The sequence below is a fragment of the Myxococcus sp. CA040A genome, assembly GCF_013336725.1.
GTDB classification, from domain to species: Bacteria; Myxococcota; Myxococcia; order Myxococcales; family Myxococcaceae; genus Myxococcus; species Myxococcus llanfairpwllgwyngyllgogerychwyrndrobwllllantysiliogogogochensis.
This window is the reverse complement of the sequence record NZ_JABUMR010000006.1, coordinates 654,020-668,985: the sequence shown is the minus strand read 5'-3', so window position 1 is coordinate 668,985 and position 14,966 is coordinate 654,020. Positions and strand designations below refer to the sequence as shown.

At 71.8% G+C, this 14,966-nt stretch carries 8 protein-coding genes; 4 read left to right on the top strand and 4 right to left on the bottom strand.

The window, feature by feature from the left end; genetic code table 11:
* Positions 1 to 40: 40 nt before the first annotated feature.
* The 3 genes from HUA75_RS28875 (at position 41) to HUA75_RS28865 (ending at position 2,059) form a co-directional block, all read left to right on the top strand.
* Complete coding sequence (locus HUA75_RS28875; RefSeq protein WP_174488191.1) at positions 41 to 1,204, top strand: bestrophin family protein; 1,164 nt, start codon at positions 41 to 43, stop codon at positions 1,202 to 1,204.
* A gap of 98 nt (positions 1,205 to 1,302) precedes the next feature.
* Positions 1,303 to 1,713 (top strand): hypothetical protein, encoded by a 411-nt coding sequence (locus HUA75_RS28870; protein ID WP_371746214.1) that lies wholly within the window; start codon positions 1,303 to 1,305, stop codon positions 1,711 to 1,713.
* A 202-nt stretch (positions 1,714 to 1,915) separates the two neighbouring features.
* Positions 1,916 to 2,059, top strand: coding sequence for a hypothetical protein (locus tag HUA75_RS28865; RefSeq protein WP_174488189.1), 144 nt, complete (start codon positions 1,916 to 1,918; stop codon positions 2,057 to 2,059).
* 60 nt (positions 2,060 to 2,119) lie between these two features.
* Here HUA75_RS28865 and HUA75_RS28860 read toward each other — a convergent pair whose 3' ends face one another.
* Positions 2,120 to 3,646: a GMC family oxidoreductase gene (locus tag HUA75_RS28860; RefSeq protein WP_174488188.1), complete on the bottom strand. Its 1,527-nt coding sequence runs from the start codon at positions 3,644 to 3,646 to the stop codon at positions 2,120 to 2,122.
* Positions 3,647 to 3,812: 166 nt separating this feature from the next.
* Between HUA75_RS28860 and HUA75_RS28855 the strand changes: the two genes are divergently transcribed.
* A complete protein-coding gene (locus HUA75_RS28855) occupies positions 3,813 to 4,718 on the top strand; it encodes an alpha/beta hydrolase (RefSeq protein ID WP_141644504.1) in 906 nt (301 codons plus the stop codon).
* Positions 4,719 to 4,727: 9 nt separating this feature from the next.
* On the opposite strand, the gene HUA75_RS28850 is transcribed toward HUA75_RS28855, so the two are convergent.
* The 3 genes from HUA75_RS28850 to HUA75_RS28840 all read right to left on the bottom strand — a co-directional run bounded on the left by HUA75_RS28850 (position 4,728) and on the right by HUA75_RS28840 (position 14,965).
* Positions 4,728 to 6,185, bottom strand: a complete 1,458-nt coding sequence (locus HUA75_RS28850; RefSeq protein WP_141644505.1) for a reverse transcriptase family protein — start codon at positions 6,183 to 6,185, stop codon at positions 4,728 to 4,730.
* Positions 6,186 to 6,593: 408 nt separating this feature from the next.
* Positions 6,594 to 8,438 carry an SWIM zinc finger family protein gene (locus HUA75_RS28845; protein ID WP_174488187.1) on the bottom strand — a complete coding sequence of 615 codons (1,845 nt, stop codon included), beginning with the start codon at positions 8,436 to 8,438 and terminating at the stop codon, positions 6,594 to 6,596.
* Complete coding sequence (locus HUA75_RS28840) at positions 8,435 to 14,965, bottom strand: HEAT repeat domain-containing protein (protein WP_174488186.1); 6,531 nt, start codon at positions 14,963 to 14,965, stop codon at positions 8,435 to 8,437. The genes HUA75_RS28845 and HUA75_RS28840 overlap by 4 nt, the downstream gene beginning before the upstream one ends.
* Between the last annotated feature and the right edge of the window lies 1 nt (position 14,966).

Sequence of the window (14,966 nt, the reverse complement as noted above, 5' to 3'; positions counted from 1 at the left end):
CGCTCCGAGCAGGCAGTTCTCACCCTGGAGCGCGCGCGCAATGATTGTCGGCCGGAGGCTCTCCTGGCACATCATCCTCCGCTACACGGGCATCCCCGTGGCCGTGCATGTCTTCTTCGCCCTGGCCATCGTCGTGGGCTATCGCGTGTTCGGCGCGTCCTGGATGGCGGTACCCACGATGCCCATCTCCGTGCTCGCCGCGGCGCTGGGCGTGCTGCTCGCCTTCCGCAACAACTCCGCCTACGACCGTTGGTGGGAGGCCCGCACGCTGTGGGGCGGCGTGGTGAACTGGTCTCGGACCTTCGCTCGTCAGGTGCTCACGCTGCTCCCCCGGCCCGGACGCCAGCCGGGTGACGAACTCACGGAGCTGGAGCTGGCCGCGGTGCCCTCGCGCCTGCTGCGCAGCGCGGTGGACCGCCCCAGTGCCCTGCTGACGGTGCGCGGCACTCGGGCGAGCGACGGCGCGGTCCGAGACAGGTTCGGTCAGGCACGGGTGCCCTCCGGGGCGCGCGACACGTCGGGCGAGGTCGCGGTGCTCGGCACTCCGCTCCAGGCCCAGGGCGAGCCGCGCGGCGTCATCACCCGCATGGTCGAAGACATCACCGAGGACGCACGCGAGCTGGTCTACGCGCAGATGGGCTTCGTACACGCGCTGCGCTGTCATCTGCGCCGTCAGGACCCGCTGCCGGAGATTGTCGCCTTCTTCCGGCCCGACGTCATCGACGCCCTGCGCGAGGAGCACAACGTCCCCTCCGCGATTCTCCTGTGGATGGCGACGCGCCTGCGCCGCATCTACGGCCAGGTGTCGGACCCGCAGAAGGTGCTCTTCCTTCACGTGACGATGGACCGGACACTGACCGAGATGACCAACCTGCTGGGCGCCTGTGAGCGCATCAAGAACACGCCGCTGCCGCGCCAGTACGACAGCCTGCTGTTCGCGATGACGCGCGCCTATCTGGTGCTGCTGCCGCTCGGTGTCGTGGATGAGCTGGGCTGGCTCACTCCGGCCGTCACCGCCATCATCGCGTTCCTGTTCATCGGGCTGGACGCCGTCGGGCGGGATATCGAGACACCGTTCGAGGACGACGTCAGCGACACACCGATGACGGCCCTCAGTCGGACCATCGAAATCAACCTGCGACAGATGCTCGGGGAGACGGAGCTTCCCCAGCCCGTGCAACCCAAGGACGGGCTGCTCTACTGAGGCCGCGAGCTTCTCGAATGGGCCCTGTCAGTGTGGCGCGGTCCGCTCCGGGTGCGCGCGTTGCGGAGGGTGCTGGCGGGGCGTATACCCGAGGCATCGTGTCTGGACTGTCGCGTCTCCTCACGCTCGTGCTGCTCCTCGGTTGGCAGGTCGCCGCCAGCGGTGTGGCGGGGCTGGGGCACTACTGCGAGAAGCAGGTCCAGACGCGCGCTTCCAAGTGCCGCTGTCATGAGCACTCGAAGGCGGACTCCTCCCACGCGGACTCCCACGGTCAGCCGACGCTGCAGTGGGACTGCTGCGAGGAGCCACACTGGGACCTGCCTGCTCCCACCGAGGGCAGTGTCTCCAGTGCCAGTCCCCTCGTCGCGCCGCCCGTGGCCGTGCCGCCGGTCGCCTGGTTGCCGCTCAAGGCGCCCGAGTGGGGCTCGCAACGCTCCCTCTCTCTCTGGAACATGCCCCCGTCGCAGGGGCCTCCTGTCTTCCTCCGCATCCGCACGCTGCTCCTCTGAGCGCTCCGGCGCACGGGGCTGGCTCGTGGTGTGTCCTCGGCTCCTGTCGAGGCCCATGACTTGCGGCTCCGTGCCCTGGGCGAGGTCGCGTCCCCGTGTCTCGGGGCACGCGCGACCTCGCCTCCGGAACGCATCCAGGAGCCGTGTGCGAGAGGTCCGTCGCTCCGGCATGCCGTCAGCCCGCCTTCAGTAGAGCGAGACCATGGACATGATTTGGGAGTTGATGATTGGCACCGTGCTGTTGACGCTGCTCATCGTGGTGATGACGCCCGCGATGTGGAGCTCGAGAATCAGCCTGCGCGAGAAGCCCAAGGAGCGCGAGAAGCACACCAAGCCCGACGCGTGAGGCTTGCTTCGAGGACGCGGCCACGTGGAGCGAGGTGGCCGCGTCGCTCGCGTCAGGGCACTAGAGCTTGCCGGCCTTCAGCTCGTCGACCAGGTGCGCGCTGGCTCGCACGGCGAGGGCCATCATCGTCAGCGTGGGGTTCTGCGGCCCCTGTGAGGGGAAGCTCGCGCCGTCCATGACGAGGAGGTTGGGTACGTCCCAGCTCTGGTTCCACGGGTTGAGCACGGACGTCTTCGCGTCAGTGCCCATGCGCGCGGTGCCCACCTCGTGGATGGCCATGCCCGGCGTGGACAGGGTGTCGTTCACCTTCTCCACCGTGAAGCCCGCTTCCTTCATCATCTCCTGACACGACGCCACGGCGTCCTTGCACATCCGCAGCTCGTTCTCCGAGTGGCGGCAGTCGATGTGCGCCGCCGGAATCCCCCAGCGGTCCTTCACCGTGGCGCTCAACGTCACGCGGTTGCCCGCGCGCGGCACCATCTCCCCGAAGGGGACGAAGTGACAGCTGTCCGCGAAGGTGAAGACCTGCACGCCATAGCCTCGCGCGAAGCCCTCCTCGCGGGACGTGACGTTGCGGAACTGCGGAATGTACGCCCAACTCTGCTCGGCGCGCTGCTGCTCCGGCGGCAGGTTCATCTTCGCTTCGATGCCGAGCAGGTACGTGTGGTCCATCAGGTTGCGGCCGAGCTGCCCCGAGGAGTTGCCCAGCCCGTCCGGGAACGCGGCGCTCTTCGAGTGCAACAGCAGCCGCGTCGTCTCGATGGTCCCCGCGGCCAGAATCACCACGCGGCCGTACGCCTCGTGCGTCTTGCCGGATTCGGTGTCGACGTAGGTGACGCCGGTGACTCGGCCCGTCTTCGCGTCGTGCAGCACCTGGTTCACCACGGCGTGGGTGCGCAGGGTGAGGCGGCCCGTCTTCATCGCTGCGGGGAGGGTGATGGGGGCGCCCGCGGTGCGACGGACGACGACGCGGCGCTCGGGCCAGCGGCGCTCCACGTGTTGCTTGAGGTGCTGCTCTGCGGGGTTCATCGCGATGGATGAGGCGAAGACGGAGTCGGGCAGCGTGTCCAGCCCGTCCGTGTTGCCGGAGAGGCCCATCCACCGCTCCACCGTCTCGTAGTGCGGCGCCAGCTCCGCCAGCGTCAGGGGCCAGTCCGGACCCTGGCCGTCGAGCCCGCCTGCTTTGAAATTGAAGTCAGACAGCCGGTAGAACTGGCGGCCGTGCGCCTTCACCGACGTGCGCCCGCCGACCTGCCGTGCGCGAATCCACGTGAAGGGCGCGTCGCCCGGCGTCGTGTAGGGATTGTCGACGTCATCCACGAACGCGTGCGGATGGAAGGGCCAGGCGAAGGTGGTGGATTGCACCGACTGCCGCTGCTTGCGCGGGGTGTCCGTCTCCGCCTGGTAGCCGAGCAGCTTCTGACGGAGGCGGTGCCACACCCAGAGCAGGCGGTCCGCCCGGTCGCTCCGCCCGGCCTCCAGCACCAGCACGTTCAACCCTGCTTCCGTGAGCTGCTTGGCTGCCCAGCCGCCACACGCTCCGGAGCCCACCACCACCGCATCGAAAGTCTTCTTGGACGTGCTCACAGCATCCCTGCGAGTGCAAAGGTGATGCGCGGTATGCGTCACCGCGAGTTGAATCACGCCAGTGTAAGCTGGCACGCGCGAGGTTGACCATGGACGCCCCCCTGTGTCGCGGGTGACTCGCGTGAAGCTGGACGGGCAGCCGGGCATGACCCGGGGAAGGTGTTTCATGAAGGGCTGGAGGGTTGTCGCGGGCGTGCTGGTGTTGGGGGTGCTCGTCGCCCTGGCCCTCTTCGGACGGGCCCTGCGCCACTCGGAGGCGTACTTCCACTATCCCCGCACGCCTCCCACGCGGCCCGCTGATTTCGCGCAGGCGCAAGACGTGCGTTTGTTCACCGAGGATGGGCTGGAATTGCGTGGCTGGTATGTGCCCTCGCGCAACCGCGCCGCCGTGGTGATGGCGCATGGGTTATCCCAGACACGCGCGGACCTGCTGCCGGAGGCGCGCATCCTCCGCGACGCGGGCTACGGCGTGCTGCTGTTCGATTTGCGCGCCCATGGCGAGAGCCAGGGTGAGACCTCCACGTGGGGTGACAAGGAGCGGCTGGACGTGCGCGCCGCGCTGGCCTTCGTGCGGGCCCTTCCGGACGTGGACCCCGGGAAGGTGGCGGCCCTCGGGTTTTCAATTGGCTCGGCCGCCGTGGCGGAGGTCGCCGCGAAGGACCCGGGCGTGCGCGCGGTGGTGCTGCTGTCTCCGTTCAACACGTTGTGGCTGGCGGCGGCGTATGACTTTCGCCGCTTCGGCTTCGTGTCCCAGTCCGGCGCGCTGGTGCCCTTCTGGCGCCGGGGCATCGCGCTCGACGAGGTGCGCACCATCGACGCGGTGGACCACATCCGTCCCCGGCCGCTGCTCATCGTCATGGGCACGGAGGAGTCCGGCCAGCCGCTCGCGGACGAGCTGTTCGCCCACGTGCGCGAGTACGCCCAGACCTGGCGCATCCAGGGCGCGAGTCATGGAGGCTTCAGCGACGTGGAGCCCCAGGAGTATCCCCGCCGACTGCGCGCCTTCTTCGATGCGGCGCTGCTGTCGGGCGGGGAGGGGGCCGCCGGAAGCGCGGCCCCGGCGGTGCCCTGACGACGACGGTCAGGCGACCTTCGGGGTTTCCTTCTCGCGGGCCTCGAGCGCTTCCAGGTCCTTGAGGAACGCGCGGCCCTTGTCCGCGTCCGTCATGTAGACGAAGGCGGCCATGCCCTTGAGCTGCTCCAGGGACTCGCCCTCTCGGCCGGGCTTGCCCTTCTGGCGGTTGTGGATGGCGGCGCGCAGGCGGCGCACCACGTCGCGCGGGACTCGCGCGGACGCCACGCCGTCCCGGGCCTTGTTCACCACCAGCCCCGTGACTTGCTGACGCGTGCCCTTGCGGCTCACCCGCGTCTTGTTCGGGTGAACATGGAAGCCCTCGTCCTCGACGACTTCCTTCACGCGCGCGAGCAGCACCGACACCGCGGGGCCCTGCGCCCGCCTGGCCTTGGGCTGCTTCGTCTTCGTCCAGGAGAAGGTGAGGTCGTCCGCGTAGCGCGTGTAGATGAAGCCCAGGCGCTTCGACAGCGCGGACAGGCGCTTGTCCAGCTTGAGGCACAGCGCGTTGGTGATGCCGGGAGACGTGGGCGCACCCTGCGGCAGCGCGCGGGGACCCTTGGCGACGTAGAGCGTCTTGCCGCGGAACTGCACCGTCTCGCGAGGCGCCTCGGTGGCCATCAGCGACAGCAGCGTGGCGGTGTTCTCCTGCAAGCCGCCCTTGCGCAGCAGGCCCTTCACCCGCCGCCACGTCACGGTGGGGAAGAAGTCCTTCAAGTCCACCTTCACCACCACGTCCGCGCCGTGGTGGGCCAGCGCGTTGGTGAGGATGGAGCGTCCCGCGACGAAGCCGTGCGCCGCGCCGTGCACGGGCAGCCGCTCCACCACGTTGGACAGCACCCAGCGCTGGGCCTGCTTCAGCTCCGGCTTGGGGGACGTAATCGTGCGCGTGCCGCCGTCGCGCTTGGGGATGCCCCAGCTGATGTAGTGCGAGCCGGTGTCCACCTCGCGGTGGAAGGCGAACCAACGCAGCTTGGAGACGCTCAGCCCCAGCGCCTTGGCGAGCGCGTCCACGGTGCCCAGCTCCGGCAGGCCGTTGGACTTCGCGCGCTCCTCGCGGTGGGCGACGTCGAACTTGTCGGAGCCGGCGTCTTCCTTCCAGTGCACGCCAGCGCCCAGATGGCTGATGTGCGTGGCCTTCCAGGCCTCATGGGCCTGGCGGCCCAGGGCGCGGAGCTCGGCGGCCTCGGCCTTCTTCTTCTCCTTCCAGGCCGTCTTCTCCTTCTCGGAGGCGCCGGAGAAGTCCAGGTCCGCCACGGCGAGGCCGCGCGAGACGAGCTGGCCCTGGGCCCACGACTCGGCGCCGCCTGCTTCGACGATGGCCTTCCAGCGGATGAGCAGGGCTTCATGCGCGGCGCGGCGGGCCTCGCGCTGGGCGACCGCATTGGCGGCGGGAGCCTGGGGCGCGGGGGTGGCAACGGCCTGCGGCGCTGCTGCGGGGACGAACGACTCCAGCCTGGCGGTCATGTCAGAACCTCGAGGGGGCGCGTCGGAGTCGGACGAGGCGGGCAATCATCACGAGCAGTCGAGGGAGGCCAGGAAAGCACCACCATCTTACCTGGTGCACGGTAGCCTCACCGGCTCTCCCCTCCTAGGCACTACGGCCTGCGGGGGCAAACGGCGTTCGCGTCGTTGGCTCAGCTGCCCCCGCAGGCCGTAGTGCCTAGGAGGGAGAGAGCCAAGAACAGGCTACCTTGCGGAGAGTGTCCTGCATTCCAACCGGAGCGGCGCAACGCCGCTCCCGCGCTCGAGGCGCTCAGGCTGATGCACTCCAGACCTCTCTCGGCTGCTCGCGCGTGAAGCGCGTCTCATCGTGTCTTCCGTCGCACCTGCCCTTTTGGCCGCTGCGTGAGCGGCCGAGCCGTGAATGGGGGTTTACACCAAGGCTGACGCCGCGTCGATGTAGCCTTCAGCCGAAAGCTTCTCCAGGCGCGTGAAATACGCGGTCCGCGCCTCCGTGTCCGTGTCGAACCAGAGCCGCTGATGACGCGCCTCGCCAGTGCGAGGGCCCCATTCCACGGCGACGACCTGGCCGTCCAGAGACACGCGATACACCATCTCCTGTCCGCTCTCCGCGTCGCGCCGCACATACGAGCGCGTCTCCGCGCGGATGAGCTTTCGCCCCTCGGGCGTCTTGCGCAGAGCCTCTTCCTCGGTGCGGCGGCGCGCGTAGGCCAGGCGCAGCGCGAGCTGGTGCTCGCAGGGGCCTTCGCGCATGCCGGAGCGGCGGAAGTGCGGACACCCGCAGGACGCGTCCTTCACGCGGCCTTCCAAATCCAACGTGAAGCTCGGGAAGAAGCTGCGCACCGCCTCGCGGTCCACGACTTCGCCGTGGATGCGGGTGCCCTCTCCGACGATGTCGTGAACCTTCGTCAGCTTCACCTCGCCCGCGCCCGGGCCGCCATCACCCAGCAGGCGGTGGGCCCGCGCCTCGCGCTCGCTGCCGAAGCGGATGACGGACTCGTCCACCGGCGTGGCCATCAGCTCGCGGGGACGGTACTGGCCCTTGGCGACGTCGAAGAGGATTCTGCCGCGCAGGCACTCCAGCTGGAGCGCGGCGCGCACGTGCTCCTTCGACGCGCCACCCGCCGCGGCGACGAGCGTGTCGAAGGGCAGGGGCCCATCCGCGCGCAGCTTGCCGCGCAGCTTCTCCGCGAGCCCGTCCGGCACCGCGCGGGGCATGAGGACATCGAAGGCCGCCGCGGAGGACCAGCCGCTCTCCGTCCAGCCCGTGAGGCCCAACGTCAGGGTGGCCGCGCCCATGTCGATGACCCAGAACACCGGCAGACCGGGGCCCATGAGCTGCAGGCGCACCGACTTCGCGTGGGGCAACAGTCGGGCGAGCGCCACCAGGCGCTGACGGCCGAACGTCCGCACGACGGCGGGCGCGGTGCCCGTGTACGTGCCGCCATGGCACTCCAGCACCAGCTCCCACGGCTCCAGCACCAGACGCGGCGGGGCGCCGGGGACCAGCTCGAAGCGCAGCGCGCGCGGGGCCTTCTTCGCCTTGCGGGTGCGCAGCGCGAAGAGGAGGTTGTAGAGGTCGATGGGCGCCAGCACGCAGGAGTTCGCCGGCAGCGTGGCGGCGGACTGCACCTGGAGGAAGCCGCGCAGCCAGGCGTGAGGCACCTCCACTTTGCGAGGCTCGCGGGTCGCCTTCGCGGGCAGGGCGACGTGGGCCTCCAGCGACACGGGCAGGTAGGTGCGCAGCCGGTCCATCCGCGAGGAGAGGTTCGCGGGGACGTCCAGGAAGGTGGAGCCGTGCGCGGCCTCGCGGCCCTCGAAGAGGCTGTTGTCGAAGGACAGGCGCGCGTAGGCGCTCTCGTCGCGGGAGAAGACCTCCAGGGACACGCTGTCCGGGTCCACGGTGAGGACGGGGTCGAGCACCTCGTCCTGCTTCTCCTCACCGTCGAGCGCGTTGTCGAGGAACGCCTTCTGCGCCTCCCAGATTTGCGCGCTCGCCCGCTTCCCCTTCGACATGAGGTAGGCGAGGTACGCGGTGCGGTCCTTGCCCCGGTAGCGCAAGTCGCTGGAGAGGATGCCGAAGGCGGCGGTGAGCGCGTCGCGGAAGAGGGCCGGGTCCTTCAGCCGTCCACGCACGCCCACGGTGCCGCGTGAGCCCTCCAGGGCCAGCAGCACGCGGGAGGCGTCCGACGTGGACTCCACGTCGCTCGCGGTGGCGTAGCGAAGCTCGACGGGGTGTCGGGTGGCGGTCGTCACGACGGGGTTCCTTCCTTCCGGTTGCGCGCGCGCTCCACGGCGCGACGTGCACGTTTGTGGGCGCGCCACGCGGCCTTGCGCAGCTCCACGGACTGAGACTTGTCGAAGGCGGCCTCGTGCAGCAGCTTCGCCGCCTCTTCACCGCCGAGCCTACCCAGACCGGCCCACGCTTCCTGCTTCAATTCGGGCTTCGCATTCTCCGCCAGGGCCTTCAGCGGAGCGATGTTCCCGTGGGCGAGCAGCGCGGGCTCGGCGAGGCGACGGCCCTCGGAGGTCGTGAATGCCTCCGCCGGCACCTTCGCGCCCGTGGGGCCCAGGGCCACCGGGTCGAAGGGCTTCACCTCCAGCGCCCACGCCGAGGCCTTCTCGGGCGCCAGTCGCGCCAGCGCGTCCGCCGCCGCCGAGCGCACCCGCGCGTCCGGGTCCACCAGCGCGCCCTTCAGCGCCTCCGCCGACGCCGCGAGTTCCTTGGCGTGGGTCAGCACGGGCCCGGTGTCCTGGCCCACGAGCTTGAGCGTCGCACCCGCCGTGCCCAGTCGCGACAACACGCGCGCCGCCTCCTGGCGCACGGTGGCGGGAGACGCCAACTCGCCACCCTGGAGGATGGCGCGCGCGGAGTCCGCGAGGCTGGCCGCGCCCAGTCGAGAGCCCGCCCACAAGAGCCGCTCCCACGCGGTGGCCAGTGACTCGCGCTTCTTGCCCGGGGGCGAGGCCGTCCAGTCTGCCGCCGTCTTCCGCTCGGCAGACACCAGCGCGCGAGCCAGCGCCGCGACATCCACCTGACCGGCCTGACGCGCCTCACCGGTCCACGTGCCCACCAGCAGCGCGGCTTCCTGTCGCGCCTCCGGCTTGTCGTGGGCCAGCAGGGCCACCGTCTCCGTCACGGGCAGCGCGCCACGACGGGCGAGTCCCCGGCGCAGTCGCAGCCGCAGCTCCTCGTTGGTCAGCGTGGCCAGGCGGGGCACGAGCAGCACCGGGTCACCCTCGCGCGACAGGTACGCCGCGGCGGGCTCGGAGATGTCCTCGTTGATGCTGGCCACGGCGAGGAACTCGACGCGGGTGCGCTCCTTCGGGAAGAGCGCGTCCAGCGCCTTGCGCGCTTCCTGGCGCAGGTCGTCGTCGCCGTCGTCGAGGATGGTGGCCAGCGTGGCCTCCGCCTCCACGTCCTTGAGCTTGCCCAGCTCCTGCGCCGTGGTGATGCGCACCTCGTCGCGGGTGCCCGTGTCGAGCAGCAGCGCCTCCAGCTTCACGCGGGCGCGCTCGCCGCCGATGGCGCGCAGGCCCTTCACGCCCGCCTGCTGCAGCTCCGTGGTGGAGCCCTCCACCGCGGCGGCCTCCACCTTCTCCTCGACGCGACGGCGCTCCTCGCCCTCGGGGAGGCGACCGGCGAGGCGGCCCAGGCCCTCCAGCGCCGCCCACACCATGGACGGCTCCGTGGGAGCCTCGGGCGTGCCACCCGCGGCCACCGTCTCCAGCTCGCTCAAGGCGCGCGGGTCACCCAGCGTGCCCAGGGCGAGCAGGGCGCGCTCGCGTTGTCCATCCTCACCCGCGCGGGAGTACAGCAAGAGGGGCCGCAGCGCGCTGATGCCGCGCAGGTGCGCCACGCCCTCGGCGGCGGGGAGCATCAGCTCGCGCGCGCCACCGCGCAGCACGTCCTCCAGCGGACCCACGGGGACGCCGTGCTCGATGACGCGCTTGGAGTACAGCGCCACCGCCTCCGCGCGCACCGCCAGGTCCCGGTCCGAGAACAGGCCCACCAGCAGCTCGGATTGACCGGCCTCCGCGCCGTGCTCCAGCTCCTTCAGGGCCGCCAGTCGCACCGCCACGTCGTTGGACTTCACCGGCGAGCGGAGGAAGCGCACCGCGAGCGCCGCGTCCCGCTTCTTCACGTCCGTGCCCGCGATGTTCATCGCGGCGGCGACACACGCAACGCGCACCGCGCTCGTGTCGTCCTCCGTGCTTCGTCGCGCGAGCACGTCCAGCGCCTCCGCGCGCTTCGTCTGTCCGAGCGCGGCCACCAGTCGCAGCCGCTCGTTCGCCTCCGTGGCGGCGGCTACGCGCGCGGCCAGGGCGCCCACCGCGGAGGGCGTGGCCAGCCGGGCCAGCGCCTCCGAGGCGCGCTTCGCCACGGCGGACGTCTCCGAGCGCAGGAAGGAGGCCAGCACCTCCACCGCCCGGTCATCCCCGCGCCACGCCAGGAGCTCCGAGGCGCGCAGGCGCAGGTCCTCGTGCTCGCTGGCCATGGCCCGACCGAGCGCCTCGGTGACGCGCGAGTCGTTGGCACCGGCCAGCCGCTCAATCACACCCACGCGCAGGTCCGCGTGCTCGCTGCCCAGCGCGGCCAGCAGCGGCTCCAGGCTTCCGGCCGGGCTGAGCTTCTCCAGCAGCTCGAAGGCGTAGCGACGCACGTCCGCCAGCGGCGAGTTGAGCGCGGCGGTGATGCGCGGCTTCGCGGCGTCACCGCGCTCCGCCAGCTCGTCCAGCGCGGCGCGAGCCACGTCCGGCGCCAGCGACGCGAGGGCCAACGACAGCGGCTCATCGCTGCCCGCGGGGAACAGCTCCTTGAGGCCGGTGAGGGCCGCCTTGCGCACCAGTTGGTGCGGGTCTTCCAGCGCGCGCAGTAGCGCGGCGACGGCGGCGGGAGTCCCGGCGAAGCCCTCCAGCGTGAGCTTCACCACGCGGTCCACGGCGTCGCGGCGGACGCGATGGCTCTCGTCGTCACCCGCGGACACCTGTCGCAACAGGCCCACGTACGCGCCGAAGGCGAGCCGACGCAGGTGCTGTCGCTCCGCGCTGGCGCTGGCCTCGGGCGAGGTGCCCGGCGTCCCCGGCTTCACCGCCGAGAAGAGCCGACGCAGCCAGCTCTTGGCGGGCGTGGCCTGCACGGGCGAGGTGCCAGGGGCCGTCTCCGGCTTCCACGGGGCCTCCAGCGTGCGCGGGCGGGCGACCTTCTGGGCTTCGCGGAAGTAGTCGAGCGGCTTGTTGCGCAGCAGCAACACCTGGGCCGCCGCGTAGCGCTGCTCGGGCTGCTCGCTGGAGAGGGCCTCGGCGAGTCCCACCATGCGCCGGGCGCGCTCGTCCTCGGCGGGCCACTCCTTCATGTCGCCGACCTTCTCCGGACGCGGCGGCAACAGGCCTTCGACGAGGTTTGTGCGGTACGCGTCCGTCTCCGTGCGCAGCTCCAGCGCGCGGGCCGCCGCGTAGCGCACCTCCGGCCTGCCGCTGGACAGGGCGCTGGCGAGCAGGTCGGGCGGCTCGCCCCGACGGCTGGCGCGCAAGTCACGGGCGAGGACGATGGCGAACACCATCTCCTGCACCTCGCGGGCGCGGTCTTCCAAGCCGTGCAAGAGGCCACCGTCGCCCTCGGGGCCCAGGGCCGCGAAGGAGAGGATGGCGCCCAGGCGGATGGGCAGGTGGTCATTGCGCAGGTTGCCGGTGAGCACGGGCAGCGCGCGCGCGTCACCCAGGCGCGACAGGCCGTCCGCGCCCCACGAGCGCACCGCCACGTTGGAGTGGCCCAGCGTGTCCAGCAGGTAGCCCTCGTCGCCCCGCCGGCCCGCGGTGGCGAGGCCGCGCGCGCCCTGCTCCTGGAGGTCGCCCAGCTCGCTGGGCACCAGCACGGTGGCGAAGAACGACAGCAGCCGCCGCGAGCCCAGCGACGCCAGCGCGCGAGCGGCGCGGATGCGCAGCGGGATGAGGTACGCCGGAGTGTAGAGCCGCTCCAGGTCCTTGTCGGTGATGAGCCCGCGCATCGGCTCGATGATGTCCTCGGCGCCGCGCGGCGCGAGCAGCTCCGCGGCCCGCACGCGCACCTGCAACTCGCCAGCGGCGATGCCCGCGAGCAAGGGCCCGTTCTCCCCGGGCACCAGCTTGTCCAGCGCTTCCAGCGCGGCGACGGCCACGACGACTTCCTCGTCCTGCACGCGCTTGAGCAGCGGCGAGCGCAGCGTCTCCACCGGGGCATGCACGGAGCCCTTGGCACCCAGCACGCGCACCGATGGATGCGTGGAAGCGAGGGCCGCCAGGTGCGGCTCCGGCTTCTCCTTGCCGACCAGCTTCACCCACGCCTCGTACGCGGCGGTGGCCACGCCCGCGTCGCGGTCCTCCACGGACTTCTTCAGGCGCTCCTGCGCCCAGCCCTCCGTGCCGCGCTGCGAGAGGACTTCCACCGCGCGGTTGCGCAGGTCCGGGAAGCGGCCGGCGAGCGCGCGGTCCAACGCCTTCTCCGGCACCTTCTCGTTCCACGCCCACAGCGTGCGGAACGCCTCGCCGCGCACCTTGGCGGACTCGTCCTCCAGCGCGTCGCCGAGCAGCGGCTCCGCGCCCTGCGTCGCCGCGCCCAGCTTCACCAGCCGGTCCAGGCCGCGCACGCGCACGTCCTCGTGGCCGGAGCGCAGCGCCGCCTCGGCGGAGGACAGGGGCGCCTCCACGTCCAGCGTCACCACCGCGTCCAGCGCGGCGGCGCGCACGTCCGCGTCCTCGTCGTCCAGCATCCACACCAGCCGCTCGCGGGCGCGGGCATCCTGGAGCGCCTGGAGGGCGGCGGCGGCCTGACGGCGGATGGGGGCTTCCGGCTCGCGGGAGAGCTGGAGCAGCGCGCCCAGCGCCCGCGCGTCACCCAGCTGCGCGAGGCCGCGAGCACCGCGCACGGCGGTGTCCGGCGTGCGGCAGGCCATGGCGGCCAGCAGCGGCTCCAAATCACTCTCCGCCAGCGCGCCACTGACGGCGCCCTGCGCGGGCATGGTGTCGCGAGCGGCCTGGAGGTCCGCGTCAGTGATGGGCAGGGCGGCGCCGCTCGGCCCGCGCGTGCGTGCGACCAGTCGTCGGGCCACGTCCTTGACGGAGCGGGCGAAGTCCTCGTCGCGGGCTTCCAGGGCGTGGGCCAGGGCCCGGCGCTCCATCACGCGGATGGTGAAGGCCACGCGGCGCACGTCGGCGTCCGCGTCGTCCAGCGCCCGAGCCACCAGCGGCTGGAGCTGCGCATGACCCAACAGGCCCGCTCCGGCGGCGCGGATGAGCACCTCCACGCGGAGGCGCGCGGGGCCGCGCTCGAAAGCGGTGCGCAGGGGCTCGGTGTCACCGCCCGGCGTCACCTCGCAGAGCGCGTCCAGCGCGGCCAGGCCCACCGCGGCCTCGGTCTCGCTCAGCTTGCCGGCGATGAGGCCGGGCACCAGGGGAGACGTGCCCCCCAGCTTCGCGAGCCGGCGCAGACCCGCCACGCGCATGTCCACGAAGCGCGAGTCCAGTGCGGCGCGGGGCGCGGCCAGGGGCGACTCCGTCTCCAGCACGTCGAGCGCCTTGAGGGCGTCCTCGCGCACCTGCGGATGGTCGTCATTGAGCCGCTCGCGCAGCTTCGGCCGCGCGGCGATGCGACCCCTGGCGCCCAGCTCGCGGGCGGCGAGGCGACGCACCTCCGCCTCCTTGTCCGTGCCGAGCACCTGGAGCACGAACTCCAAGGCCTCCGGCTCGTCCAGCGCGGCGGCCTCGCGCACGGCGGCCTCGCGCTTGGGGCGGCCCGCCTTCACCGACTCCGTCAGGAGGTCCAGGCCGTGCTGCGAGGTGTCCTGGTCATTGCCCGGCTTGCCGTCCAGTTCGATGCCGAAGCGCAGCACGCGCCGGTCGTCGCTCGCGGTGAAGACGGAGCCGAGCGCCGTGCGCGCCGCGCGCGGGTTCGCGGGCGGCAGGAAGACCAGCGCGTTCGTGGGCTTGCTGCCGCAGTCGAACGTGCGCGGCTTGCGGCGCTCGTCCAGCCGCCATGCCTTCACCTTGCCGTCGCTGCCCGCGGACCAGACGCGGTCCGACGGCTCCTCGTCATCCTTCGCGGCGGGCGTGGGCGGGAAGAGCAGGGCCAGCACGGAGCCGGCATGGCCGGAGTCCTTGTCGCCGCGCACCTCGAACTCCACCGCGCCCACCAGGTACCAGAGGCGCAGCTTGCCGTCGTCGCCGCCGGACACGAGCCGACCGTCGCGAGGCGTGAAGGCCAGCGCGCGCACCGCGCCCTCATGGCCCACCATGTCCCGGCGCTCACCGGAGGCGCGCGTGAAGGAGCGCACCACGCCGTCGTCACCCGCGGTCGCGACATACGTCCCGGACGGGTCCACCGCCACGGCGCGCAGCGACTGGGGCGACGCCTTCCACTCGTGCAGCTTGCGCGTGGAGTCCCACTCCCAGCCGCGCACGATGCCGTCCGCGCCCGCGCTGAAGAGGACCTTGCCGTCCGGGCTGGAGGCGAGCGCGGTGACACCGCCGGGGTGCGCGCCCTCGAGCTGCCACTGCACGTTGCCGTCGGCGTGGGTGCCGAAGCGCAGCGTGCCGTCCGCGCAGGCGGCGGCGAAGCGCTCGCCCGACAGGGCCAGGGCATTCACCGCGGAGGGGAGCTCGGTGCTCCACAGCACCTTGTTGGTGCCCGGCTCATACGCGGTGACGCGGCTGGAGACGGAAGCGCGAGCGCCGCCGAGCAGCAGCACCCGGGGGCTGGCCGCGAGGGCCCGGAGCTTCTCGATGTTGCCGATGGAAAGGACGGACATG